We start from the raw sequence: 24,618 nt of genomic DNA, 5'->3' as shown, positions 1-24,618 counted from the left end.
CCGGAGTTCACCGCAACCTTCGGGGTTCTGACGCGGTAGTCAGTGCGTCCGCCAGGCGGATATGGCACATCTGTCAGAAGTACGAGTCCTTCTCCGTAAAAGGAGCACCATGTCCCTCCCCGTTACGCGTCGGATCGCCCGAGCCGCCCTGCTCGTTGCAGCGGGTGCCGCTCCCGTGGTCGCTGCGGCCGGCTCCGCGAGCGCCGCGGATCTGCCCGCCAAGACACTCGGCGGGCTGACGGCGCCCCTGGACTCCCAGAACACCAGCCGCACCCTGGACCACACCGCGCGCCACGGCGTCGGCCTGGTGAACGAGGCCGGCAACAAGGCGGCGACGAAGCTCGCCCCGGCGCTCGTGGAGACCGCCGGCCCGGTCGTGAAGAAGGCCATGCCGCTCACCCAGGGCGCCGCCGACAAGGCGGAGGGCGCCGTCCGCCCGATCGCCAAGCACGGCGTCTCGACCAACTCGCTGCCGCTCGAGGTGGCCAAGGGCCTGGTCGGGTCGTCCAAGGGCCTGCTTGCGCCGGCTCAGGGCCTGCTCGGCGGCCTTCCGCTCGGCGGCCGCTGACCGGACCGTCCGCCCGCAGACGCGCAGGGGCCCGGGGAGTTCGCTCTCCCCGGGCCCCTGCGCGTGGTCAGACGCGGCTCACTCCGCCAGCCGGCGCACCGCGGCGGCCACCCGCTCGTCGGTGGCGGTGAAGGCGATCCGAACGAACCGCTCCCCCGCCACGCCGTAGAAGTCACCGGGGGCGACGAGGATGCCGCGCTTGGCGAGGTCGCCGACGGTCTCCCAGCAGGACTCGTCGCGGGTCGCCCAGAGGTAGAGCGAGGCCTCGCTGTGCTCGATGCGGAAGCCCGCGGCCTCGAAGGCACCACGCAGGGCGGCACGGCGGCGGGCGTAGCGCTCGCGCTGCTCGGCGACGTGGGCGGTGTCGCCCAGCGCCGCGACGGTGGCGGCCTGCACCGGCGCCGCGATCATCATGCCGCCGTGCTTGCGGATCTGCAGCAGGTCGCCGAGGACCGCGGCGTCGCCGACGAGGAAGGCGGAGCGGTAGCCGGCGAGGTTGGAGCGCTTGGAGAGGGAGTGGACGGCGACGAGGCCGTCGTGGGAGCCGCCGCAGACATCCGGGTGCAGCACGGAGACCGGGTCGGCCTCCCAGCCCAGCTCCAGGTAGCACTCGTCGCTGACGACCAGCACCCCGTGCTCGCGCGCCCAGGCGACGGCGCGGCGCAGTTCGGCGGCGCCGAGCACCCGGCCGGTCGGGTTGGACGGCGAGTTCAGCCAGAGCAGCTTCAGACCGCTGGGGTCCAGCTCCCAGGGCTCGTCGTAGACGACCGGCTCGGCGCCGGCCAGACGGGCGCCGACCTCGTACGTCGGGTAGGCCAGGCGCGGGTAGGCGACCTTGTCCCCGGCGCCCAGGCCCAGCTGGGTCGGCAGCCAGGCCACCAGCTCCTTGGAGCCGACGACCGGCAGCACGTTGGTGTGCTCCAGCCCCTGGGCGCCGAGGCGGTCGGTCGCCCACCCGGTGAGCGCGTCCCGCAGCGCGGCCGTCCCCCACACCGTCGGGTAGCCGGGGCTGTCGGCCGCGTCGGTCAGCGCCTGCCGCACCAGCGCGGGGACCGGGTCGACCGGGGTGCCCACGGACAGGTCGACGATGCCGTCGGTGTGTGCGGCGGCGGTGGCCTTGTACGGCTCCAGCCGGTCCCAGGGGAAGTCAGGAAGACGGTCGCGGAGCGACTCCCTGGAAGGGTGGCGGTGGGAGACGGGCCGGGAGGACGATGCTGCGCCCACGGTGCTCTCTTTCTCGGTGGTGCCGGGCGCCGGCGCCTCATGCGCCGGTCCCGTACGGCGAGCTGGCCGTACGGGACCGGGTCGGCGCCGTGCGACCTCCCCCAGCTCGCGCTGGGAGTGCCCCCGACGTCATCGGAGGCGAGAGGGAGCGGGCGGACTGCTCCCTCCGGGGCCTCGCGTCGTTACTGGTTCTGCGGCGGAAGTGCCGCGATGAAGGGGTGGTCCCGCTCGATCAGGCCGAGCTTGCTGGCGCCACCGGGCGAGCCGAGCTCGTCGAAGAACTCCACATTCGCCTTGTAGTAGTCCTTCCACTCCTCCGGGGTGTCGTCCTCGTAGAAGATCGCCTCGACCGGGCAGACCGGCTCACAGGCACCACAGTCGACGCATTCGTCCGGGTGGATGTACAAGGACCGCTTGCCCTCGTAGATGCAGTCGACCGGGCACTCCTCGATGCACGCCTTGTCCTTGACGTCGACACAAGGCTGCGCGATGACGTAGGTCACGCTGTCGTTCCTCCTCGGTAGGGCCGGCGGACCGATTGGCAGTACCGCCGCTGGGCGCGCGGGAGCGCGGCGTCGTCGATGCCCGCCATCTAGTATCTCCGTTCCCGGGCGCGAGACGAACAAGAGGGGCGGTTTGAGCGATGGAATTCCTGGCCGGCGGCCACGCGGAAGTCCGCATCACCCGTGCTGACGTGGGCAAAAGGGTATCCGTCCGGCGCTTGACCGGGGGCGGAGCGGGGGAGCCGGCGTTCACGGACGCGGTCGGGGTTCTCACATCCTGGGATGAAGGTGTGCTGAGCATCACACGACGCAGCGGTGAATGCGTCAGGATCGAGGAGTCCTCGCTGGTGGCGGCCAAGGTCGTGCCCGCCCGCCGCCCGGCGGCCGGCCCGCAGGGATCTTCGGGTCCCTCCTCGGCGCCGGCCCGCCGCAGGGGCCCGTCGGCCACCGCCCTGGAGCTCCAGCGGATCGCCGCCCGCGGCTGGCCCGCCGCGGAGACGGCGTCGCTCGGGGAGTGGACGCTGCGGGCCTCCGGAGGTTTCACCCGCCGCGCCAATTCCGTCCTGCCGCTCGGCGACCCGGGCGTCCCCTTGGACACGGCGCTGGAGCGGATCGGCCACTGGTATGACGAGCGTGGGCTGCCGGCGGTGATCACGGTCGCCACCGGGCAGGCCGGCACCGACGAGGAGCTGGCCGCGGCGCTGGCGGAGCGCGGCTGGACCGCTGAGCGGCACACCCGGGTCCGGGTCGCGGCGCTGGCACCGCTCGCCGACATCGACACAGACGCCATGGGCACCACGGGCACCACGGGCGCTTCTGCCGGCACCGTCGGGGGTGCCCCGGCCCGGGTCGTCCTGTCCCGGGAACCGGGCGCGGGCTGGCTGGGGCTGTACAACCGGACCGGTGAGGCAGGCGTGACCGGCGAGACCGGTGAGGACGACGAGGCAGACAAGACCGGCAAGGCCGCACGGGATGCCCTGAAGGTGCTGACCGGCGGGCCCTCGGTGTGGTTCGCGACGGTGCATGACACGGACGGCGGCACGGCGGCGATCGGACGGCTGGTCGTCGACGGGCGCTGGGCGGGTTTCGCGGCGGTCGAGGTGGCACCTGCCGCACGGCGCCGGGGGCTGGCCACCCGGGTGATGGCGGCGCTCGCCGAGCAGGCCCTCGCGGAGGGCGCCTCGGCCGCATATCTGCAGGTCGAGGCGGACAACGCGGGCGCGCTCGCGTTCTACGACCGGCTCGGCTTCACCGACCACCACGGCTACCACTACCGGCGTGCCCTGCCGGGCGGCGGCCGGCACTGAACGGGGAGCCCGCTGCCATGCCCCACGAACCCGAACCGGGACCCGAGCCGGAGCCCGAGCCCGAGCCGGAGCCGGACGGCGGTCGCGCCGCCCGGCGGCGGCAGTTCGCCGATGCCGCGCGCGCCGAGCGGCCCGATCTGGCGGTGCTGTGTCTGCTGATCGGGGCCGAGGCCGACCCCGCGCTGGACGAGGCGGGTTGCGACGCGGTCCAGATCGAGCTGGACCGGCTGGCCGGGCTCCTCCCGTACTCCCCGGCCGGCGGCCCGGGTGCCTGGGCCCGCAACCTCGCCGAGCTGCTCGGCACCCGCTGCGGCTTCGGCGGCTCACCCGCCGACTACCGGCGGCTGGAGTCCTCCCTGCTGCACGAGGTGTTGCGGCGGCACCGGGGCCTGCCGATCCTGCTGTCGGTGGTGTGGATGGAGGTGGCCCGGCGGGCCGGCGCACCCGTCTACGGGGTGGCCCTGCCGGGGCACTTCGTCGTCGGCTTCGGTGATCCGGCCGGTGCGCACGTGCTGGCCGATCCGTTCGCGGGCGGGCGGCTGCTCACCGAGGAGGACGCGGGGCTGCTGGTAACCGGCGCGACCGGTGAGCCGCTGAGCGCGGGGATGATGACGCCCGCCGATCCGCTGGAGATCGTGCTGCGGGTGCTCAACAACATCCGGTCCTGGGCGCAGGCACGCCCGGAGCACAGCGCGGTGCAGCTGTGGGCACTGGAGCTGTCGCTGCTGCTGCCGAGCCATCCGGCGCGGCTGCGCCTGGAGCGCGCCCAGCTACTCGTCCAGCGCGGCGAGTTCCTTGCCGGGGCGGCCGAGCTGGAGGAGTACGCCCGGGTGGTGGAGGCCGTCGACCCGGCCGGTGCGAAGGCGATACGGCGTCAGGCCGCCGCGGCGCGTTCCATGCTCAACTGAGTGGCGGCGGGGCTGCGGCGGACGACCAGCGCGGTCGCGTCGTCCTTGAGCTCGCCGTCGGTGAAGCTCTCCAGGTCGGCGCGGAGGGTACGGGCCAGCTCGGCGGGCTCCAGGTCCGTCCACCCGGCCAGCCGTTCCGCCAGCGGGTAGAACGCGCCGTCCTTGCCGCGCGCCTCGGTCACCCCGTCCGTGCACAGCACCAGCCAATCGTCAGGCTCGGGGTGGACCCGGACGCTGTGCCGGGGCTCGCCGCTGAGCGTGCCCAGGCCGAGGGGCAGCCCGCCCTCGCCCTCCCGGCGTTCGTAGATCTTGCCGTCGCGCACCAGGTAGTACGGGATATGGCCGCAGGACAGCACCCGGCCCTGCGGCAGGCCGACCGGGTCGCGCACCTCCATCAGCAGCGCCGTGACGAAGCGCTCGTCGGCGCCCTGCTCGGCCGAGCGAGTGTTGTAGCGGGCCAGTGCCTGCTCCATGCGCTCGGCCACCTCCTCCAACGAGTCCACATGCTGGGCGGCCTCCCGGAACGACGCCAGCACCTCCAGGCCCGCGCCGATCGCCGGCATGCCCTTGCCCTGCACATCGCCGATCATCAGCCGCAGCCCGTGCGGGGTTTCGATGGCCTCGTAGATGTCGCCGCCGACCCGGGCCCCCTCCTGGGCGGAGACATAGAAGCCGTACGCCTCGACCGCGCCCGCGCTGAGCGGCAGCTCGCGCAGCATCGCCCGCTGCACCGTGTCGGCCACCATGCGCGTACGGGCGTGCAGCGCCTCACGCTGCAGGCGGGTGCGGCACAGCACCAGGGAGAAGACGGCCACCAGGACCACGCCGAAGATGCTGACGACCCGGCTGGCCGGAGCCCAGTCGGGCACCGTGAAGATATCGACCAGGGTCAGGCACACCATGAAGACGGCGGCCACCAGGAGTGTCACCCGGAACGACCAGCGCAGCGCGGCGTAGAGCGGGGCGATGCCCAAGAAGGCCGAGATGTGCAGCTCAGGGCTGGTCGTGGCGTCCAGGATCGCGACGACGAAGATCGCAAGGATGAGCAGCGCGGGAGCAAGGCGGTTGCTCTCCGTCTGCCGGTCGGCAGGCATAACACTTCAAGGGTGCGGGACGCCGCCCGGCACCGCACAGGGGCCGAAGTCCATGGGGGCTCCCGCGGCGAGTGGGGCGGGGGCAGGGTCCTTGCCGGGGGCGCGAGGGGCCCCGGTGCGACGAGGCCGGGGCCGCGAGGCCGGGGGCCCTTGCCAGCGGCCGCGGGGCCAGGCCCGGGCTTCCGGGTCCGGGCTTCCGGGTCCGGGCTTCCGGGTCCGGGCTTCCGGGTCCGGGCTTCCGGGTCCGGGATCAGGGTTTCTACAGCCAGCCCTTGTCGCGGGCCGTCGCGACCGCCTCCGCGCGGTTGCGGGCGCCGGTCTTCTGGATGGCCGTGGAGAGGTAGTTGCGGACCGTGCCCTGGGACAGGTGCAGGGCGTCGGCGATTTCGGCGTTGGTGGAGCCGTCGGAGGCGGTCCGCAGCACCTCCCGCTCGCGCTCGGTCAGGGGGCTGGCGCCGTCGGCGAGCGCGGCCGCGGCCAGCACCGGGTCGATGACGCGCTCGCCGCGCAGTACGCGCCGAACCGCCTCCGCGAGCCGGGCCGCCGGGGCGTCCTTGACCAGAAAGGCATCGGCACCGCACTCCATCGCGCGGCGCAGATAGCCAGGACGGCCGAAGGTGGTGAGGATGACGACCTTCACGCCGGGCAGCTCGTCACGCAGCGCGGCCGCGGCGTCCAGCCCGCTGATGCCGGGCATCTCGATGTCCAGCAGCGCGACGTCCACGGCGTGGGCACGCGCCGCCGGAAGCACCTCGTCACCGCGCGCCGCCTGCGCCACGACCTCCAGATCGTCCTCCAGGGACAGCAGCGCGGCCAGCGCCTCCCGGACCATCGACTGGTCCTCCGCCAGCAGCAGTCTGATCATGCGGGTCACCTTAAGCCGTATGGGGGGGGTGGGCGGGGTGGGCCTGTGGAGACTCATGGGCCGGGCGTCCCCTGTGCCTGCCCGTCCGTGGACCCGTGCGTCCGTGGGCCCGCTATGTCCGTGGGCCCGCTATGTCCGTGGGCCCTCGCGTCCGGCCTCCGGCCTCCGCGGCGCCGTGCCCGCAGAGCAGGCTGCGCGCCTGCACCGGACCGCGTGCGTACGCCGGGCCGCGTGCGTACGCCGGGCCCCGCACACCTGCACCGGGCCGCACACCTAAGCCGGGTCTATGACGGGCTCGGGGGATATCTCCGGGGCGGGGGCCGCGGCACTCCTCGGGGCCGTGCCCAGGGGTACGGAGGCCCGGAGGGCGAAGCCGCGGCCGTGCGGGGCGGGGCCGGTTTCCAGGCGGCCTTCGGCCAGGGCGAGGCGTTCGCGCAGGCCGCTGAGGCCGTTGCCGTCGTGCTGGGTGCGGGGCGGGCCGGCGCCGTCGTCGATCACCGTCAGGCACAGACGGCGGCGCTCGTCGGCCTCCCACTCCTCGGCGAGCAACAGCTCGCAGCGGTGGGCGCCGCTGTGCCGTACGACATTGGTCACGGCCTCCCGCAGCGCCCAGGCCAGCACGCTCTCCGCATCGGTCGCCAGCCCCTGGTATTCGCCCTCCAGCGCGGGGTCGGCGACGACCCGCACCCCTGCCGTACGCAGCGCGGTCCGCGCCCCGGCCAGTTCAACGGCGAGCCGCGGCCGGCGATAGCCGGTGACGGCCTCCCGCACATCGACCAGCGCCTGCCTGCTGACCTGCTCGATGTCGGCGACCTGCCGGGCGGCGTCGGAGGGCCGGTCGGGCAGCATCCGTCCGGCCAGCTCGCTCTTGAGCGTGATCAACGAGAGGGAGTGGCCGAGGAGGTCGTGCAGGTCACGGGCGAGCCGCAGCCGTTCGTCGTTGGCGGCGAGGCGGGCGACCTCCTCGCGGGCGGCGCGCAGCTCCGCGGTCGTATGGATCAGATGCTGCACCCCGACCATCATGAAACCGACGCCCACCGAGGGCAGGCCGTAGGCGAAGAGGTAGTAGCCGCGGATCTCCGGATAGCGCGCCCCGACGGCGAGCAGCACCACGGTCACCAGGGGGATGGCCCAGCGGGACTCCCGCCAGGGCAGCACCACGGCACAGGCCACGCTGGTGAAGATGAACAGCACCAGCCAGGGGAAGCCCAGCGTCCACGAGAGCGCGGTGGCCAGCGCCAGCATCAGGGCCGGCGCGCCGTACTGCAGCAGGCTGGTCATCTTCCGCCACATGTGCCGGAAGACCAGCACCACGTAGGAGAGCACGAAGAGGGTGAGCCCCAGACCGCCCCAGATCCGCTCGGCGGTGGGGACCCCGGCCTGCAGCAGCCGGCCCACCGGCCCGGCCAGATACAGCAGCCAGACGCCGATCCACATCGTCTTGGCGACCGCCTGGCGGCGGTTGCGGGGCACCTGCCCGATCCTCACGGGGCCGTCGGCCCAGGGCTCGCTCTCCATCTCCTGTGCCTCATGCCTTCCGGGTGTCCTTGCGGTAGAGCCAGGCCGCGCCGGCGGCGAAGACCAGCAGATACCCGGCCAGTATGGCCATGTCCTTCACATGCGGTGCCTCGCCGGCCTCCACGGCGGTGCCGAGCGCGGTGTACGCATGTGTCGGCAGCCATTCTGCGATGTTCTGCGCCCACTGCGGCAGGATCGTCAGCGGCATCCACAGGCCGCCGAGGAAGGCCAGGCCGAAGTAGCACAGCATGGCGATCGGACGGACCGCGTCACCGGTGGCCAGATAGCCGATGGCAACGCCCAGGGCGGCGAAGACGAAGCTGCCGAGCCAGGTGCCGGCGGCGATGGATATCCACTGCCAGGCCTCGAGCCGGACGCCCTTGACCGCCGCGGCGACGATCATGACCAGCAGGATCGACGGCAGGCTGACGGTCGCGGCGGCGGCCATCTTGGCGGCGACATAGCCGCGTCCGGGCAGGGCCGTCAGCCTCAGCTGCCGCACCCAGCCCTTCTCCCGCTCCTTGGCGATGCGCTCGCTGTTGCCCAGCAGCACGGCGGTCATGGCGCCCAATGCCGCCATGGACACCATGAAATAGAGCCCCATGTCCAGCTTCATGCCGGGGATCGGCTTGCTGTCCGCACCGCCGGCGATGATCAGGTACAGCACCGTCGGGTAGATCACCGAGAAGAAGATGAACTTCTTGTTGCGCAGGGCGCGGATGATCTCCAGCTTGATCAGAGTGGTCATCGGGCCGCCTCCTCGGCGGTGGCAGAGGTCGCGTCGGAAGCGGTGGTCAGGGCGATGAAGGCCTGCTCCAGGCCGAGGCCGGAGACTTCGAGGTGGTGCGGGTAGAGGCCGAGGCCGTAGAGGGCGTGGACGGTGGCATCGGCGTCGTGGGACTGGATGCGGACCGTGCGCCCGGAGACCTCCAGGGCGGCCAGGGACGGCAGGCTCTGCAGTGCCTCGCGGTCGGCCGGCTCGTCGAGCTCGAAGCCGACCCTGCGGGCGCCCGCCCTGGCCTTGATCTCGGCGGCGGTACCGTCGGCCAGCACCCGGCCGCGGTGCAGCACGATCACCCGGTCGGCGACCTCGTCGGCCTCTTCGAGGTAGTGCGTCGCGAAGAGGACCGTACGGCCCTGCTCGGCCTGCCGGCGCATCGCGCCCCAGAAGGTCTGCCGGGCGGAGACGTCCATACCGGTGGTCGGCTCGTCCAGCACGATCAGGTCATTGGCACCGGCCGTGGCGAGGGCGAAGCGCACCCGCTGCGCCTGACCGCCGGAGAGCTTTTCGACCAGGCGGTCGGCGATGTCGGTGATGCCGGCGGTGGCCAGGATGCGGTCGACCGGATAGCCGCGCGGGTGCAGATCGCGGGCGAGTTGGACCAACTCCTTGACCTTGACGCCGTCCATCAGGCCGCCGCTCTGCAGCATCGCGCCGACCTTGCCCTGCGCGATGGCGCGCTGCGGGGTCGTGCCGAACAGGGTGACGCTGCCGGAGTCGGCGTTGCGCAGGCCGAGGAGCAGGTCGAGGGTCGAGGACTTGCCCGCGCCGTTCGGGCCGAGAAGCGCGACGGTCTCTCCCGGGGACAGCTCCAGATCCAGGTCGGCCACCGCGCGCACCGCGCCGTAACTCTTGCTGACCTGCCGGAAGCTGACCACGGGTGCCCGGTCCGCCCCCTGCGCGGTGGTGGGTGTGGTGGTCGCTGTGGTCGTCATGTGCTTCAGCTTCCGGGATCCGGCCCGCGCGCGGCAGTGTCGGCTGTATGCACTGTGGCATGACATCTGTCATGGGTGAGGCCCCCTAGGGGTCTTCTCCGGGGGCTCCGGGGAAGACGCCCTGCGGGGGCCTCTTACCTGCGGCTTTGCGCCGCTCGGCGGTCAGTTGGCCGTTCGTGGCGGCGGTCGGTTGCCGATCGTGGCGGTGCTCAGTTGCCGTTCGTGGCGATGGTCTGGACCCGTTCGGCCGGGGTGGTGCCGAGAAGCGCCTTGCCGACGGCGCTCGCCACCTCCTCGACGCTGACCGGGTGCTTGGAGCCATCGCCCTTGGTCACGGTGACGCCGTTGAAGGTGTCGCCGTAGAGCTGCTTGAGGGCCGGACGGTCGTAGTACGGCACCAGACCGCCGTCCACGATCTTGAACGACAGGAACTTCGGGATGGACTTCTGCGGGCTGAAGGAGACCGTGTGCGCCGCATCCGTACGGACCGTCACCAGGCCGGACATCGCGGGCTCGGCGAACTGCTGCATCGCCTTGTTCACCGCGGCCTTGTCGACCTGCGGCCGCTGCGTGCTGGCGGCCAGCACCACGGGTGCGTCGCTGCCGGTCGTGGCGCGGGTGCGGTAGGCGTCGGTGACCTTCTTCTTGGACGCCTTCACATCGATCGCCTTGTGGGGCACGCCGTAGTGCGGCACCGCCTTGCCGTTCTCGAAGGTGATCCCGCCGTCCTTGGCGGCGCCCGCCTGCCCCGCCGCGTTCTCCAGCGCGATCTGCAGCTTCTCGTCGTCGACGACCACCGCAGGCTCGGCCTGGCGGGTACCGCCGAACAGCGAGCTGATGACGGAGACCGGGTTGTAGTCCCGGCCGGCCGCCTTGCGGACCGTCGCCTGCGGGTCGATGTCCAGGCCGGCCTTGTCGGGTTCGAGGGTCGCGGCCTTGCCGTCCACGGTGAGCTTGAGCGGGGTGGCGCGGCGGCCCTTGAGTGCCGTCTCCAGCTTCTTGACGGCGTCTTCCTTGGTGGTGCCGCCGATGTCCACGCCCAGTGCGGTGGTGCCGTTGGGCACGTCGGCGTGGTCGAGCAGCAGCCCGGCGCCGTAGGCGACACCGGCCAGGACCACCACGGCCACGCCCACGAGAACGAGCTTGTTGCGGCCCGTCTTGGGCGGGTTGATCGGCTCGGGGATCTTGGGCCGCGGCTTCGGCGCGGCCCGGTCGCTGCCATCGGCCGGCCCTGCCGCGAACGGCGACGGCGGCCCGTCGGCTCCGGGCACCTTCGGGATGCCGCTGACCAGCGTGTCGCCGGACACCCGGTCGCGGCCGCCGCCCTGCGGGCCCTTCGCGCCGCCCTTGCCCTGAGGACCGCCGGGCGCCGTGCCCTTCGGCCCGCCGGGCAGTCCACCCGTGACACCGCCGGGCGCGCCGAGGCCGCTGCCCGGCCCGGCCAGCGGCGCCGGCGGCTGCGGGGTGAGCTCCGCGGTGTCGTCGATCCGGGGCGCGCTGCCGGCGCCGGGGTCGCTGAAGCCGGGCGGGAGGTTGAGCGCGGAGCTGCCGCGCGCCGGCCCGGTCGTCGGACCGTTCGGGCCACCCGCCGGGGCGTCGAACGGAGTGTGCTCACGGGCGGGCCCGGCGGGTGCGTCGAACGGCGTACCGCCGCCGGAGGCCGCACCGTCGAACGGCGAACCCCCGCCGCGCGGACCCTCCTCGTACGGCGAACCGCCGCCGCGCGGACCGCTGTCGAACGGCGAGCCGCCGCCCTGGCGCGCACCGCCGCCGGGCCCGGCGCCGCCGTCGAACGGCGACGCGCCGTCCTGCGGGGCCGGGTTGTCCGAGAAGTACGGAAGGTCGGGGCGCTGCTGTGGCTTGGCGCCGGACGGGGCACGCGGCGGGGTCGCACCGCCAGGGGCGGGCGGCACGGCATGGGAGCCGGTGGAGGACTGCCCGCCGGATCCGGCCTGCGACTTGCGCGGCGCGAACCAGTCGCTGGTCTTCTCGGCCTGGCCGCCCGCGGGGGCCTCGTCCGCCGGGGCCTCGGGCCGGGGGGTGTTCGCCGTACGCTCCGCGTTCCGCTCGCTGCCGCGGGCAGGGCGGGGCGTACCGCGGGAACCGGCGGGACCGCCGGATGCACCCGATCCGTTCATGCCGGACTCCTCACCGACGGGCTTGCGCACGACGACCGGCGGGATGGGGCGCGACCCCGGAATGTTGATCTTGATCCGCGTCGTCAGTGTGGTCTCGGTTTTGGGCTCCTCCGGCTGCGCCGCGGCACCGGGCGCCGGCGCCTCGTCGGCATCTCCCCTGGGCGAGCCGTACGGCGGCGTCCCTGATGGGTACGCGGCTCCGCCACGGCCCTGAGGGCCGGAGGACGAACTGTCAGATTCACGACTCAAAGCAGGTTCTCCCGGTTGGCTCCGCCGCTCGTCAGAGATGATCCCCGGCCACAGGCCGGGGGGTGCCCCCAGGGCGGCGCGACGGCGCGCACCACCATACTGTCCGCCGCGGGCGGGCACCCGGGGAGCGTACGAACACCGCCGCCGCGGGCAAACCCCCGGTACCCGGTCCGTTCACCCCGACCCGCGCGGCATCCGTCCCGGTATGGACCACGTCATCCGCCAACTCGCCCGTACCGGGCGCCCGTCGTGCGCATCTGGGCGGCGGTGGCACAGATCACAGCGACCAGGATGCCGCCCAGCAGGAAGATGTACGAACCGACCCCCGCACCGAAAAGAAAGTCGCCTTCCGGCCGGACGTTGCCGAGCAGCAGGAACACCGTCACCAGCCAGGCCCCTCCGGGCACCAGCACGCCCGCGGAGGTGCCGGTCGCCCGGACGCCACCGTAGAAGAGGCCGGCGACCCCGGCCAGCGCCAGTACCAACCCGCCGGGGAACCAGGCCGCTTGTACCAGCGTTCCGGCGAGGGCGACCAGCACGCCCGCGACCAGAAGAAGCACATATATGCCCACCCGGCCCGGCGTCAGCGGCGCGGTCAGCGCGGCACCGGCCGACGGCACCACGGGGACACCGGACCGCACACCGGGCCCGCCGCCCGAGCCCGCCCTCGACCGCTGCCCCTCACGGGAGGCCGCGCCGCCCTTGCCACCGGAAGCCGCGTCACCCTTGCCACCGGCGGCCGCACCACCCTTACCGGCGGCCGCCCGGCCGTTTTCTCCGGCGTCGCCCCCGCCGCCCTTCGCCGCACTCATTCCGCCACCTCCTCGATACGGACACTCTCCTCCATACCCAGCATTTCGCTCACACCCGCGAACAGATCGTCCTCGTGTGCGCCCACCGCGGCGCCCGGGACACCGTGCACCAGCCGATAGTGTTCCGAGCCGAACAGCGGCTGGCCCAAGTCGTTGGAGAGCGCGAAGAACGGCCCGTCGACCGCGATCTGGGTGTAGTGCGCCCGCATCGCCGCCGTCTTGGCGGCGATCTGCGCAGGATCACCGTGGAGGGCCGCCGTGACCTCGGAGTCCGGCACCACGCCCGGCACATCGTCGACGGTGGCGACTCCGGGGAAGCCGTGACCGGCCGCGTGCAGCCGCGCGAAGCCCTCCTCGACCACGGACCGGGGGGTGCAGTTCCAGTAGATCTTCCCGATCGCATGCGCACCGCCCAGCTCGGGCCGGAAATCCGCCTGCGCGGCCAGCTCGGCACCGCGCATCGCCACCCGGTGGGCCTGGATGTGATCGGGATGGCCGTACCCGCCGTCCGGGTCGTAGGCGACCAGGACCTGCGGCCTGACCTCCCGGATCACGGCCACCAGATCGGCGGCCGCCTCGTCGAGCGGGGCCTGCCAGAAGGCGTCCGGCCGCTCGTTTTGCACCGCGCCCATCATCCCGGAGTCCCGGTAGCGGCCAGGACCGCCGAGGAAGCGGTGGTCCGTGACGCCCAGGGCCTCCATCGCCGCGGCCAGCTCGCCGGCGCGGTACGGGCCGAGGGTGTCGTCACGGTCCGGCGCGAGGTGCGCGAGCTCGGGCGGGATGACCTCGCCCTCCTCGCCGAGCGTGCAGGTCACCAGGGTGACCAGCGCACCTTCGGCCGCGTACTTGGCCATGGTCACGCCATTGACGATCGACTCGTCGTCGGGGTGCGCATGCACCAGCAGCAGCCGGCGGGAAGAAGCCGGGCTCGAAGCGCTTCCCCCGGAGGGGACCGACCGGGACGGAGCGGGCTGAGGACTCATACCGACAGCCTACGAGCCGCCCGCCCCGCCTCCCACGGGCGATCCCGGCCGGCCCCCGCACGCCCGGCCGGAGGACGGGCATGCGACGGACGGGACCGGGCGAGGGCAGAACGGGACCGGGCGAGCGCCGGTCAGAACTTGATGTTCCCGAGCATGCCCGCGACGTTCGTCGTCAGCTGCTTGATCGTCGGCGCGATGGACGAGCTGGCCAGATAGAAGCCCAGCAGCATGCACACCAAGGCATGCGGGGCCTTCAGTCCGGACTTCTTGACAAGCAAGAAGACGATGATCGCCAGCAGCACCACCGCCGAAATCGAGAGTGCCACGGCGGCTCACCTCCAAGTACTCGGGGTCCGGACAGAGTTGGTGGCACACGGGCCGTCTCCACGAACCCGCGCACCGGGTATGCCAAGGGCTCTTTACCCCGTACCCACGGCACCCAAGAGATCATAACTTTCCGTCCTAGCGCATAAGTCGGAGCACGGAAGCAGAACGGGGGCGCACACGATCTTCACGAGCGCGACCACGGTGAGCCGGTCCCCCCTTTAGGCTCGGCCCATGACCGGACAGCCTTCGTTCCCGCGGCAATACGCCCGTACGCAGCGCTTCACTCTCGGCGCACCACGCGGCTACGCCCTCTCCCCCGACGGCGCGCGTGTCGTCTTCCTCCGTTCCCGTTCGGGCAGCGACCGCAGCCAGCAGTTGTGGGTGCTCGATCTGGAATCGGGACAGGAGTTCCCGGCCGCCGATCCGCAGACTCTGCTGGCCGGAGCCGAGGAGGACCTGCCACCACAGGAGCGGGCCCGCCGCGAGCGCAGCCGGGAGAGCTCGGCGGGCATCGTCGGCTATGCGACGGACGCCGCCGTGGAGTTGGCGGCGTTCACCCTCTCCGGCCGGCTGTTCGTCTCCGAGCTGCGGGCCGGCACCACCCGTGAACTCCCCGTCCAGGGGCCGGTCGTGGACCCCCGCCCCTCGCCGGACGGCCGGCAGGTGGCCTTTGTGGCGGACGGCCGGCTGCGGGTGGTCGCGGTGGACGGTGCCACGACCACGGACGAGGACAACGGCGGTCCCGCGGGCGCCGGACCGGTGGACCGGGTGCTGGCCGAGCCCGACGGGCCGGAGGTGACCTGGGGGTTGGCGGAGTTCATCGCGGCCGAGGAGATGGGCCGCTACCGGGGCTTTTGGTGGTCCCCGGACAGCGCTGCGGTGCTGGCGGCGCGGGTCGACGAGGCGCCGGTGCAGCGCTGGTGGATCGCCGACCCCGCCCATCCGGACCGGGAGCCCGTGCGGGTCGCGTACCCGGCGGCGGGCACCCGCAACGCCGGGGTCACGCTGACGCTGTTCGGCCTGGACGGCTCGCGCACGGACATCGGCTGGGACACCGAGCGCTACCCCTATCTTGCGCGCGTCCACTGGTCGGCGGCCGGGCCGCCGCTGCTGCTCGTCCAGGCCCGCGACCAGCGCGACCAGCGCTATCTGGCCGTCGACACCGCGACCGGTACGACCAGGACGGTGCACGAGGAGGAGGACGAGGCGTGGGTTGAGCCGTTCCCCGGGGCGCCGGCCTGGACGCCGGACGGACGGCTGGTGCGGATCTCGGACGAGGGCGGCGCGCGGAAACTGTTCGTCGGCGCCCGCCCGCTGACCGGCGCTCCGCTGCACGTGAGGGCCGTTCTCGATATCGGCGAGGACGATGTCCTGTTCTCCGCGAGCGGCACCGACATGCACGACATCGGCGTCTACCGCGCCTGGTTCCGCGGCAGCGGTGACCAGGGCGGCTGGGAGCGGGTCGGCGAGCGTGCGTATCCGACGGTGTCCTCCGCGGTGCGCGGTGGCTCGGTCGCCGTGCTGTCACAGGCGTCGCTGGAGCGGCCCGGCACCCAGGTGGACGTGGTGCGGCTGGATCCCGACGGCGGCGAGAAGGTCCTCGCCTCCATCGGCTCCTGCGCCGAGGAGCCGGTGCTGACCGCCCGCCCCCGGCTCGTCCAGGCCGGGGAACGCCGGATTCCGTGCGCGGTGCTGCTGCCCACCGGCTACCAGGAGGGCGACGGTCCGCTGCCGGTGCTGATGGACCCGTACGGCGGTCCGCACGGCCAGCGGGTGGTGGCCGCGCACCACGCCCATCTGACCTCCCAGTGGTTCGCCGACCAGGGGTTCGCGGTGATCGTGGCGGACGGCCGGGGCACTCCGGGCCGCTCCCCCGCGTGGGAGAAGGCGATGTGCCGCGACGTCGCGGAGGTCGCCCTGGACGACCAGGTCCACGCGCTCCAGGCACTGGCCGGATCCTTTCCCCTGGACATGGAGCGGGTGGCGATCCGCGGCTGGTCCTTCGGCGGCTATCTCGCGGGGCTCGCGGCGCTGCGCCGCCCCGATGTCTTCCACGCGGCGGTGGTCGGCGCACCGGTGACCGATCTGCGTCTGTACGACACCCATTACCAGGAGCGGTATCTCGGCCACCCGGACGAGGAGCCGGCGGTCTACGCCGCGAACTCGCTGATCACGGACGACGGGCTGTCCGGGGCGGTCGAGCCGCACCGCCCGATGATGATCGTGCACGGCCTCGCGGACGACAACGTCGTGGTGGCGCACGCGCTGCGGCTCTCCTCGGCGCTGCTGGCGGCGGGCCGCCGGCACGAGGTGCTGCCGCTGTCCGGCGTGACGCATATGGCCTCGCAGGAGCAGGTGGCCGAAAACCTGCTGCTGCTCCAGGTGGACTTCCTCAAGAGGTCGTTGGGGATGGCGCCCTGAGGGCGTAGCGCACCCGGAAGGCGTATGACCGGGAGGCACCTTCCCGAAGGGCGCCACACCGGAAGGCGTCTCACCAGCCGGGCGGCAGCCTGGACGGCGGGGGCGGGGCGTGCGGCGGCCGCGCCTCGCCCGGGGCGGAGCCGTACGCCAGCACACCGTCCGTGGGATGGGAGGCGTCCGGTGTGCCGGGGCGGGCCGCCGCGATCAGCGCGGCCAGCCCGGCGGCCGCCACGAAGGCCGCGGTGCCCACCTCCAGCCGGGCCTGGAGCGGCAGCGCGCCGAGGCGGCCGAACTCCCCGGTGCGTACGGCGAAGACGAGTGCCAGGGCTCCCTGGACCAGCAGCAGGGCCGCGGCCGTCATCGCCGCGGGCCGGGCCCAGGGCGCGCGGCGAAGTACGGCGGCCGCGGCCCCCAGGGCCAGCAGGGCGAGGGCCGCCGCCTGCCAGTGCACCGGGGGCTGCAGCAGGGCGCGGAAGACGGACGCGTCCCCGAGCAGGCCCTTGCGGTAGACGTCCCCGTCGAGCCGCTGCTGCCAGTGGATCTCCCAGCCGGCCACGGTGAGTCCGGCGGCGCCCAGGAGCACACCGGCCGTGACGGCCGCTCCCCGGTACGGCCGGCCGGGCCGCTCGGGACCCGCACCGGACGGCACCGCACGGACCACTCCGTAGGCCGAGGACGCCACCTGAGGCAGCCCGCGCGCGGCGTGCCTCGCATACCGGTCCGCCCGGCTGCCCCGTCGCCGGCCCGCCACGACCACCACGAGCAGCACGACCGCCAGGGCGAGCTGGGTGATCGCGGTCAGCCGCGCCCGCGCCGTAAGGCCGCTGTCCAGCCCCTGGAGCCAGCCGGCGCCCAGCATCCACACCAGCGGGAGGCGCAGCAGTGCGGTGGCGGCCGCCAGGGAGAGCAGTGCGCCCGCGGCCACGGACGGCAAGACGGCGCTGCGCAGCGCGGCGACCGCGACGGCGAGCGCGCCGAGCGTCAGCAGCGGGTCGAGCGCCGAGGTCGCCCAGGCGGTGAACTCCCGCGGCCGGCGCGCCTCGCCCAGCCAGGTCCACCACACGTCCGCGCCGTGCTGGGCGATGGTCAGGTCCCGGATGATCCAGCCCGCGGTCAGCAGCGCGAGCAGCAGGCAGACCAGCGCACCGATGCCGCGTGCGCCGCGGGTGAGAACGCCGTCCCGCGTTGTGGACACGGCCAGCCCCCGTCCGTGTCGATGTACTGGGTGGTCCCGGGCGGCCCCGTGGAGGGCGCCTCCCCGCAGGTCTACTCCAGACCCGGCGCAGGGACAACACAGCCGCAGTCAGCGGCGGACGAAATATCCGCAAAGCAGCAACCGGCCGGAACGCCGTCTGGCGCTCCGGCCGGTCTACGGCACCCGCACGGCCGTACGTTGTTCATCATGGCGCGTCCGTATATCGGTGTTGCGACAGTGAAGTTGCCTTCATGTTAAAGACTTTCGTACCGATATGTCCCCCATGCCGTATATCAGGGTCACCTGTCAAGCACGCCATGGCACCAACTTGCGCAACGTTCGCTCAAGAAGTAGACGACCTGTTCACGAGCACACCCGATCCCCTTGACTCCGCCATAAATCACTTGCGACAGTCCGCTCATCCAGCGGTGCATTCGGTGCCGCTTCATGTTCCAAGAGAACTCGGCGCGGGGGCACTTCGCGATGACTAGTCCATCCCAGACCGCGGCTACCACGTCCGACACACCAGGACGTGGGCCGGAAGGTCTGAAGAAGGCGAAGGACGGCAAGGACGGTGAGCTCGTAGGCCGTTCACCCGGACAACTGATGTGGAGACGCTTCAAGCGGGACCGCACCGGTGTCGTCTGCGCCGTCATCGTGCTGGCCTTTTTCGTCGTCTCGGCGCTCGCCCCGGTGATCGCCTCGCTGTACGGCAAGAACCCCTACACGTTCTACGGCAACGAGGACCCGAGTCTCTTCGACGACTTCGGCTATCCGATGGGTGCCAACGGCGGGATCTCCGGCGACTTCTGGTTCGGCATCGAGCCCGCGCTGGGCCGCGACCTGTTCACCAACCTGCTCTACGGCATGCGGATGTCCTTGGGCATCTCGGTGGCGGTGACCATCCTCGTGGTGATCACCGGCACCCTGCTGGGCGTCACGGCCGGCTACGTGGGCGGCCGCACCGACTACTGGCTCGGCCGGATCATCGACTTCCTGCTCGCCTTCCCCAGCCAGCTGACCTTCGTGGCCTTCATGCCCGTGGTCGTCGCGTTCTTCATCCCGCCGGGCGACGAGACCCCCACCTATGTGCGCGTCGTGGCGCTGATCCTGGTGCAGTGGGCGCTGGGCTGGATGGGTCTGGCCCGGCTGCTGCGCGGCCAGGTGCTGTCGCTGCGCGAGCGCGAATTCGTCGAGGCCGCGAAGATCACCGGCGCCTCGCCCTGGCGGATCATCCGCAAGGAACTGCTCCCCAATGTGGTCACGCCCATCCTGGTGCAGGCCACCTACATGCTCCCGCTGTTCGTCACGGCGGAGGCCGGCCTGTCCTATCTGGGCGTCGGCATCATGGAACCGACCCCGGACTGGGGACGGCTGTTCCACACGGCCGGCATGGTCTACGAGAACGACCCGACCTTCCTGATCTTCCCCGGCGCCGCGATGGTGATCTTCGTGCTGTGCTTCAACCTGCTCGGGGACTCGGTCCGGGACGCCTTCGACCCCAAGTCCGGGCGCTGATCGTCCATGTGAGGGGGCGGCTGCCACCCCCGCGCCGGGCTCTACCCGGATGCGTCAGGCAGCACATCTGGACAACAACCGACAGGCAGGTGCTTGGAACCTCATGAACGCACTATCTACGCGCAGAGCACGCGCGACGGTCGTGGCCCTGGCGGCCGCCTCCCTCGCGCTCACCGGCTGCAGCAGCGGCGGCGGCAACGGCAAGGACGAGTCGGCGACGGACAAGGACGCCGCGGCGCAGGCCAAGGCGGTGCCGCTGGGCAAGGCCGCCGACTCCACCGGCCCGGCCGCCGAGGTCAAGGGCTCCCGCAAGGGCGGCACCATCCGCGTCTACCAGCGTGACAGCTTCAACCACCTGGACCCGGCGCAGATGTACGTCAGCGACCTGGGCGACCTGTCCAAGCTGATCTTCCGTGGCCTGACCACCTACAAGCAGGACGACAAGGGCAACAAGACGGTGGTCGGCGACCTCGCCACCGACGCGGGTCAGATGTCGGACGGCGGCAAGACCTGGAAGTACACGCTCAAGGACGGCGTCAAGTTCGAGGACGGCAAGCCGATCACCTCGAAGGACATCCGCCACACCATCGAGCGGATGTACGCGAAGTTCATCACCGACGGGCCCAGCTACCTCCAGACCTGGCTGTCGGGCGAGGGGACCACGTACCGCAAGGCGCTGCCGGACGGTCCGTACAAGGGCGACCACCTGCCCAAGAGCGTCCTGGACACCCCGGACGACAAGACCGTCATCTTCCACTTCCAGAAGCCGCAGTCGCAGGTGCCCTACGCGCTCGCCATCGCGGGCTACAGCGCCGTCCCGGACAGCGCGAAGGACACCAAGGAGAACTACGACGTCAAGCCGGTCTCCTCCGGCCCGTACAAGTTCGCCTCCTTCAAGGAGGGCAAGTCCGCGAAGCTGGTGCGCAACACCAACTGGGACCCGAAGACGGACCCGGCGCGCCACCAGTACGTCGACGCCTTCGACATCACCTTCAACCACCAGTTCTCGGACTCCACCAAGCGCCTGATGGCCGACCAGGGCGAGGCCAAGAACGCGATCAGCTTCACCAACGCGGTGGAGCCGACGCAGACCAAGCAGGTGCTGGACAACGCCAGCGCCAGCAAGCGGACGGTGCAGGGCTACCAGCCCTACGTCTGGCAGATGAACATGAACATGGACCGCATCAAGGACAAGAAGATCCGCGATGCGATCACCTACGCCATGCCGAACGCCCAGATCGTCCGCATCAACGGCGGCAGCTACGGCGGTGAGGTGGCCGGCGGCCTGCTCGCCCCGACCGTCGCGGGCTACGAGAAGGGCTACGACCCGTACGGGAAGCTCACGCACCCCAACGGCGACCCGGCGAAGGCGAAGAAGCTCCTCAAGGAGGCCGGCAAGACGGGCATGAAGCTCGTCTACGCCTACTCCAACACCGAGATCCGCCAGAAGGAAGCCGCGGTCGTCGAGGACGCGCTGAACAAGGCGGGCTTCAACGTCCAGAAGAAGGAGGTCGACTCCTCCTCCTGGTACCAGCAGATGGGCAAGGTCGACAACGGCTTCGACATCTACATGACCGGCTGGGGCCAGGACTGGGCGGACGCCTCCACCGTCATCCCGCCGTCGTACGACCCGCGGCAGATCCAGGACGGCGCGGCCAACTACTCCCACATCCGTGACAAGCACATCAGCTCCGAGATCGACCGCATCCAGAAGATCGCGGACGTCACGAAGCAGACCGCGGAGTGGCAGAAGCTGCACCACTACATCGTGGAGAAGATCAACCCGGCCGCGCCGGTCTTCTACACCAAGGTGCTCCAGCTGTACGGCTCCAACGTCGGTGGTACCCGCTACAACAGCGACACCAACTACCTGGACCTGAACACGCTGTACCTCAAGAAGTAAGCAGCAGCAAGCACCGGAAGGCGGTCCGGAGAGCGCGCGGCACGGCGGAGCGCGCGCTCTCCGGGGCCTTCCCCGCCATCCTCACTCCCCACTGCCGCCGCCGTCCTGAGAGCAGCGAACTGCCATGCTTCCCTTCCTATTCCGCCGGATCCTCGGCGCGGTCATCATCCTTCTCCTGCTGAGTGCCTTCACCTTCTTCGTCTTCTTCTCCACGGGCGACCCGGCGATGATGGCGTGCGGCAAGAACTGCACCGCCGACAACGTCGCCCTGATCCACCACAACCTCGGTCTCGACAAGCCCCTGACGACGCAGTACTGGGACTTCCTCGTCGGCATCTTCGCGGGGCGCGACTACAGCGTCGGGCACTGCAGCGCCCCCTGCTTCGGCTACTCCTTCGCCACCCACCAGGACGTCTGGGCGACGATGATGGACCGGCTGCCGACCACGGCGTCGCTGGCCATCGGCGGCGCGGTCGCCTTCCTGGTCATCGGCCTGGGCGCCGGTCTGCTGGCCGCCTGGAAGAAGGGCTCGCTGCTGGACAAGACCGTCACCGGCGTGTCCATGGTGCTCAGTTCGGTACAGATCTACATCCTGGGCCCGATCGTCCTCGGCATCTTCGTCTACAGCGGCCTCATGGGCTCCCCCAAGTACGTGGACTTCACCAGCAACCCGGCCGGCTGGTTCATGGGCCTGCTGCTGCCGTGGCTGGTGATGTCGACGATCTTCACCGCGCAGTACACCCGTATGTCGCGCTCCACCATGATCGAGCAGCTCCAGGAGGAGCACGTCCGTACGGCCAAGGCCAAGGGCATGCCGGCGCGTTATGTCTTCCTGCGCTACGCCTGGCGGGGTTCGCTGATCCCGATCGTCACGATCCTGGGCATCGACCTCAGCTCGCTGTTCGGCGGCGCCATGATCACCGAGTACACCTTCTCGCTGGCGGGCCTGGGCCGCCTGGCCATCAACTCCGTCACCACCCTCGACCTGCCCATGATCCTGGGTGTGCTGATCTTCAGCGCCGCCCTGATCCTGGTGTTCAACATCATCGTGGATGCGACGTACGCCCTCATCGACCCGCGCGTGCGCCTGTCCTAGGAGAGCCTGAAGTGACCACACTCACCAAGACCGAGGGCACGCCGGTCCCGACCGGATCGGACCCCTTCCTGTCCGTCCGCGACCTTCAGGTGCGGTTCTCCACCGAGGACGGCATCGTCAAGGCGGTCGACGGCCTCTCCTTCGACCTGGAACGCGGCCAGACGCTCGGCATCGTCGGCGAGTCCGGCTCCGGCAAGTCCGTCACCAACCTCGCCGTCCTGGGCCTGCACGACCCGAAGCGCACCGAGATCGGCGGCGAGATCGTCCTGGACGGCCAGGAGTTGACCGGAGCCCGGGAGAAGACCCTGGAAAAGCTCCGCGGCAACAAGATGGCCATGATCTTCCAGGACGCGCTGACCGCCCTGTCGCCGTACTACACGGTCGGCCGGCAGATCTCCGAGCCGTACATCAAGCACACCGGTGCCAGTAAGCGCGAGGGCCGGCAGCGCGCCATCGAGATGCTGGCCAAGGTCGGTATCCCGCAGCCCACGCTGCGGGTGGACGACTATCCGCACCAGTTCTCCGGCGGTATGCGCCAGCGCGCCATGATCGCCATGGCGCTGGTCTGCAACCCCGAGCTGCTGATCGCCGACGAGCCGACCACCGCCCTGGACGTCACCGTCCAGGCGCAGATCCTCGACCTCCTCAAGGACCTGCAGCAGGAGTTCGGTTCCGCGATCATCCTGATCACCCACGACCTCGGCGTGGTCGCGAACACCGCGGACGACCTGCTGGTGATGTACGCGGGCCGGGCGGTGGAGCGGGGCTCCGTCAAGGAAATCCTCACCCAGCCCCGGCACCCGTACACCTGGGGCCTGCTGAGCTCCATGCCGCGGCTCTCCTCGGACGTCAGCGAGGCGCTGCACCCGATCCCCGGGTCGCCGCCGAGCCTGCTCAACCCGCCCTCCGGCTGCGCCTTCAACCCGCGCTGCGGCTTCACCGGCGAGGTCGGCGGTGCGCGCTGCACCGAGGAGCGGCCGCTGCTGGAGCCGGGGCACGCCGCCGCGTGCCACCTGAGCGCCGAGCAGAAGCAGACCTTCTTCACCGAGCAGATCAAGCCCCGGCTGGGCTAGGGAGCGACCACCATGACAGACAACGTCACCCTCCCGGCGCCTCGCGACGCCGCGCCCGTCCCGGGCGAGCCGCTGCTCACCGCCGAGGGCCTTACCAAGCACTTCCCGATCTACGGCGGGTTCCCGTTCAAGCGGAAGGTCGGTGCGGTCCAGGCGGTCGACGGGCTCGACCTGACCGTGCACGCCGGCGAAAGCTTCGGCCTGGTCGGTGAGTCGGGCTGCGGCAAGTCCACCACCGGACGGCTGCTCACCCGGCTGATGGAACCGACCTCCGGCAAGATCACATACGCGGGCCGGGACATCACCCACGCCGGCCGCAAGGAGCTGGCACCGGTCCGGTCCGAGATCCAGATGATCTTCCAGGACCCGTATGCCTCGCTCAATCCGCGGCAGACGGTGGGCACCATCATCGGCGGCCCGATGGAGATCAACGGGATCAACCCGCCCGGTGGCCGGGAGAAGCGGATCCGTGAGCTCCTGGAGACCGTGGGTCTCAACCCGGAGCACTACAACCGCTTCCCGCACGAATTCTCCGGCGGCCAGCGCCAGCGCATCGGAGTGGCCAGGGCGCTCGCCCTGGAGCCGAAGCTGATCATCGCCGACGAGCCGGTCTCCGCGCTCGACGTCTCGATCCAGGCGCAGGTCGTCAACCTGCTCCAGAAGCTGCAGCGCGAGCTGGGCATCGCGTTCCTGTTCATCGCCCACGACCTGGCGATCGTGCGGCACTTCAGCGAGCGGGTCGCGGTGATGTACCTCGGCAAGATCGTCGAGGTGGGCGCCCGCGACGACATCTACAACCGGCCGCGCCACCCGTACACCCACGCCCTGCTCTCGGCGGTGCCCGAGGCCAAGCTGGTGGAGGACGAGGAGGAGGACCGCGAGCGCATCCGCCTCGCCGGTGACGTCCCCTCCCCCGTCAACCCGCCCTCGGGCTGCCGGTTCCGTACCCGGTGCTGGAAGGCACAGGACAAGTGCGCGACCGAGGAGCCGCCGCTCGTCCAGATCACCGGGAACCAGGCCGGCCACCTCACGGCCTGCCACTTCCCCGAGGAGCCGACGACCGCGGCCCGGGACGAGGACATCATCCTCGACCCGGCGCTGGCCGCGATGGAGGACGCCGAGCCGGCCGACGAGGCCGGTAAGACCGACTAGCGACAGCAGGCGCACGAAGCCGAAGCCGCGCGGACCGGAGCCCGCTTC

21 protein-coding genes are annotated in these 24,618 nt (G+C 71.5%); 9 read left to right on the top strand and 12 right to left on the bottom strand.

The annotated features are described in order from the left end of the window. Window positions 1-109 precede the first annotated feature (109 nt). Complete coding sequence (locus tag ABR737_RS29755) at window positions 110-568, top strand: ATP-binding protein (protein WP_350253692.1); 459 nt, start codon at window positions 110-112, stop codon at window positions 566-568. Between the two features lie 78 nt (window positions 569-646). On the opposite strand, the gene dapC is transcribed toward ABR737_RS29755, so the two are convergent. Next, the gene (gene dapC, locus ABR737_RS29750; protein ID WP_350253691.1) at window positions 647-1,792 is read right to left on the bottom strand and encodes a succinyldiaminopimelate transaminase; all 1,146 of its coding nucleotides are present in this window, start codon (window positions 1,790-1,792) and stop codon (window positions 647-649) included. A gap of 182 nt (window positions 1,793-1,974) precedes the next feature. Beyond that, window positions 1,975-2,295 (bottom strand): ferredoxin, encoded by a 321-nt coding sequence (gene fdxA, locus ABR737_RS29745; protein WP_350253689.1) that lies wholly within the window; start codon window positions 2,293-2,295, stop codon window positions 1,975-1,977. 140 nt (window positions 2,296-2,435) lie between these two features. Between fdxA and ABR737_RS29740 the strand changes: the two genes are divergently transcribed. Both ABR737_RS29740 and ABR737_RS29735 read left to right on the top strand, forming a co-directional pair. Beyond that, on the top strand, window positions 2,436-3,602 hold the full coding sequence (locus tag ABR737_RS29740; protein ID WP_350253687.1) for a GNAT family N-acetyltransferase: 1,167 nt from the start codon (window positions 2,436-2,438) through the stop codon (window positions 3,600-3,602). 17 nt (window positions 3,603-3,619) lie between these two features. Beyond that, window positions 3,620-4,510: a transglutaminase family protein gene (locus tag ABR737_RS29735; protein ID WP_350253685.1), complete on the top strand. Its 891-nt coding sequence runs from the start codon at window positions 3,620-3,622 to the stop codon at window positions 4,508-4,510. Here ABR737_RS29735 and ABR737_RS29730 read toward each other — a convergent pair. The 9 genes from ABR737_RS29730 to ABR737_RS29690 form a co-directional block, all read right to left on the bottom strand. Further along, window positions 4,477-5,604, bottom strand: coding sequence for a PP2C family protein-serine/threonine phosphatase (locus tag ABR737_RS29730; protein ID WP_350253683.1), 1,128 nt, complete (start codon window positions 5,602-5,604; stop codon window positions 4,477-4,479). The two genes, ABR737_RS29735 and ABR737_RS29730, sit on opposite strands and share 34 nt — an antisense overlap. 259 nt (window positions 5,605-5,863) lie before the next feature. Further along, the gene (locus tag ABR737_RS29725) at window positions 5,864-6,469 is read right to left on the bottom strand and encodes a response regulator (RefSeq protein WP_350253681.1); all 606 of its coding nucleotides are present in this window, start codon (window positions 6,467-6,469) and stop codon (window positions 5,864-5,866) included. Window positions 6,470-6,742: 273 nt separating this feature from the next. Then, window positions 6,743-7,942 carry a sensor histidine kinase gene (locus tag ABR737_RS29720; protein ID WP_350253679.1) on the bottom strand — a complete coding sequence of 400 codons (1,200 nt, stop codon included), beginning with the start codon at window positions 7,940-7,942 and terminating at the stop codon, window positions 6,743-6,745. A gap of 55 nt (window positions 7,943-7,997) precedes the next feature. Beyond that, window positions 7,998-8,735 (bottom strand): ABC transporter permease, encoded by a 738-nt coding sequence (locus ABR737_RS29715; RefSeq protein ID WP_350253677.1) that lies wholly within the window; start codon window positions 8,733-8,735, stop codon window positions 7,998-8,000. Continuing rightward, window positions 8,732-9,703 (bottom strand): ABC transporter ATP-binding protein, encoded by a 972-nt coding sequence (locus ABR737_RS29710; protein ID WP_350253675.1) that lies wholly within the window; start codon window positions 9,701-9,703, stop codon window positions 8,732-8,734. The genes ABR737_RS29715 and ABR737_RS29710 overlap by 4 nt, the downstream gene beginning before the upstream one ends. 209 nt (window positions 9,704-9,912) lie before the next feature. Continuing rightward, entirely contained in the window at window positions 9,913-12,090 is a 2,178-nt protein-coding gene (locus tag ABR737_RS29705; RefSeq protein WP_502964400.1) for a peptidoglycan binding domain-containing protein, read from the bottom strand. A 215-nt stretch (window positions 12,091-12,305) separates the two neighbouring features. Beyond that, a complete protein-coding gene (locus ABR737_RS29700) occupies window positions 12,306-12,902 on the bottom strand; it encodes a DUF6113 family protein (RefSeq protein WP_350253671.1) in 597 nt (198 codons plus the stop codon). Then, window positions 12,899-13,885, bottom strand: coding sequence for an N-acetyl-1-D-myo-inositol-2-amino-2-deoxy-alpha-D-glucopyranoside deacetylase (mshB, locus tag ABR737_RS29695; protein WP_350253669.1), 987 nt, complete (start codon window positions 13,883-13,885; stop codon window positions 12,899-12,901). Before mshB ends, ABR737_RS29700 begins: the two co-directional genes overlap by 4 nt. Before the next feature lie 131 nt (window positions 13,886-14,016). Further along, window positions 14,017-14,211 carry a hypothetical protein gene (locus tag ABR737_RS29690; RefSeq protein ID WP_006603310.1) on the bottom strand — a complete coding sequence of 65 codons (195 nt, stop codon included), beginning with the start codon at window positions 14,209-14,211 and terminating at the stop codon, window positions 14,017-14,019. Between the two features lie 232 nt (window positions 14,212-14,443). Here ABR737_RS29690 and ABR737_RS29685 point away from each other — a divergent pair, with 232 nt between their 5' ends. Beyond that, on the top strand, window positions 14,444-16,633 hold the full coding sequence (locus ABR737_RS29685; RefSeq protein ID WP_350253666.1) for a S9 family peptidase: 2,190 nt from the start codon (window positions 14,444-14,446) through the stop codon (window positions 16,631-16,633). Between the two features lie 70 nt (window positions 16,634-16,703). On the opposite strand, the gene ABR737_RS29680 is transcribed toward ABR737_RS29685, so the two are convergent. Continuing rightward, window positions 16,704-17,828, bottom strand: a complete 1,125-nt coding sequence (locus ABR737_RS29680; RefSeq protein ID WP_350253664.1) for a hypothetical protein — start codon at window positions 17,826-17,828, stop codon at window positions 16,704-16,706. Window positions 17,829-18,311: 483 nt separating this feature from the next. Here ABR737_RS29680 and ABR737_RS29675 point away from each other — a divergent pair, with 483 nt between their 5' ends. The 5 genes from ABR737_RS29675 to ABR737_RS29655 all read left to right on the top strand — a co-directional run bounded on the left by ABR737_RS29675 (window position 18,312) and on the right by ABR737_RS29655 (window position 24,570). Next, window positions 18,312-19,346: an ABC transporter permease gene (locus ABR737_RS29675; protein ID WP_350253662.1), complete on the top strand. Its 1,035-nt coding sequence runs from the start codon at window positions 18,312-18,314 to the stop codon at window positions 19,344-19,346. Window positions 19,347-19,449: 103 nt separating this feature from the next. Next, window positions 19,450-21,249 carry an ABC transporter substrate-binding protein gene (locus ABR737_RS29670; protein WP_350253660.1) on the top strand — a complete coding sequence of 600 codons (1,800 nt, stop codon included), beginning with the start codon at window positions 19,450-19,452 and terminating at the stop codon, window positions 21,247-21,249. Window positions 21,250-21,373: 124 nt separating this feature from the next. Next, window positions 21,374-22,345, top strand: coding sequence for an ABC transporter permease (locus tag ABR737_RS29665; protein WP_350253658.1), 972 nt, complete (start codon window positions 21,374-21,376; stop codon window positions 22,343-22,345). Between the two features lie 11 nt (window positions 22,346-22,356). Then, window positions 22,357-23,418 (top strand): ABC transporter ATP-binding protein, encoded by a 1,062-nt coding sequence (locus ABR737_RS29660; RefSeq protein WP_350253656.1) that lies wholly within the window; start codon window positions 22,357-22,359, stop codon window positions 23,416-23,418. A 12-nt stretch (window positions 23,419-23,430) separates the two neighbouring features. Beyond that, window positions 23,431-24,570 (top strand): ABC transporter ATP-binding protein, encoded by a 1,140-nt coding sequence (locus ABR737_RS29655; protein ID WP_350253654.1) that lies wholly within the window; start codon window positions 23,431-23,433, stop codon window positions 24,568-24,570. The last annotated feature ends 48 nt before the right edge of the window (window positions 24,571-24,618 follow it).

This window comes from Streptomyces sp. Edi2, from assembly GCF_040253635.1.
GTDB lineage: Bacteria > Actinomycetota > Actinomycetes > Streptomycetales > Streptomycetaceae > Streptomyces.
This window is presented reverse-complemented; position numbering and strand designations above follow the sequence as displayed.

Bases quoted from the DNA above. Each gene is read 5' to 3' on its own strand.
- ABR737_RS29755 (WP_350253692.1), top strand. From the start codon at position 110: ATGTCCCTCCCCGTTACGCGTCGGATCGCCCGAGCCGCCCTGCTCGTT.
- ABR737_RS29740 (WP_350253687.1), top strand. From the start codon at position 2,436: ATGGAATTCCTGGCCGGCGGCCACGCGGAAGTCCGCATCACCCGTGCT.
- ABR737_RS29735 (WP_350253685.1), top strand. From the start codon at position 3,620: ATGCCCCACGAACCCGAACCGGGACCCGAGCCGGAGCCCGAGCCCGAG.
- ABR737_RS29730 (WP_350253683.1), bottom strand. From the start codon at position 5,604: ATGCCTGCCGACCGGCAGACGGAGAGCAACCGCCTTGCTCCCGCGCTG.
- ABR737_RS29725 (WP_350253681.1), bottom strand. From the start codon at position 6,469: ATGATCAGACTGCTGCTGGCGGAGGACCAGTCGATGGTCCGGGAGGCG.
- ABR737_RS29715 (WP_350253677.1), bottom strand. From the start codon at position 8,735: ATGACCACTCTGATCAAGCTGGAGATCATCCGCGCCCTGCGCAACAAG.
- ABR737_RS29710 (WP_350253675.1), bottom strand. From the start codon at position 9,703: ATGACGACCACAGCGACCACCACACCCACCACCGCGCAGGGGGCGGAC.
- ABR737_RS29700 (WP_350253671.1), bottom strand. From the start codon at position 12,902: ATGAGTGCGGCGAAGGGCGGCGGGGGCGACGCCGGAGAAAACGGCCGG.
- mshB (WP_350253669.1), bottom strand. From the start codon at position 13,885: ATGAGTCCTCAGCCCGCTCCGTCCCGGTCGGTCCCCTCCGGGGGAAGC.
- ABR737_RS29685 (WP_350253666.1), top strand. From the start codon at position 14,444: ATGACCGGACAGCCTTCGTTCCCGCGGCAATACGCCCGTACGCAGCGC.
- ABR737_RS29675 (WP_350253662.1), top strand. From the start codon at position 18,312: ATGACTAGTCCATCCCAGACCGCGGCTACCACGTCCGACACACCAGGA.
- ABR737_RS29670 (WP_350253660.1), top strand. From the start codon at position 19,450: ATGAACGCACTATCTACGCGCAGAGCACGCGCGACGGTCGTGGCCCTG.
- ABR737_RS29665 (WP_350253658.1), top strand. From the start codon at position 21,374: ATGCTTCCCTTCCTATTCCGCCGGATCCTCGGCGCGGTCATCATCCTT.
- ABR737_RS29655 (WP_350253654.1), top strand. From the start codon at position 23,431: ATGACAGACAACGTCACCCTCCCGGCGCCTCGCGACGCCGCGCCCGTC.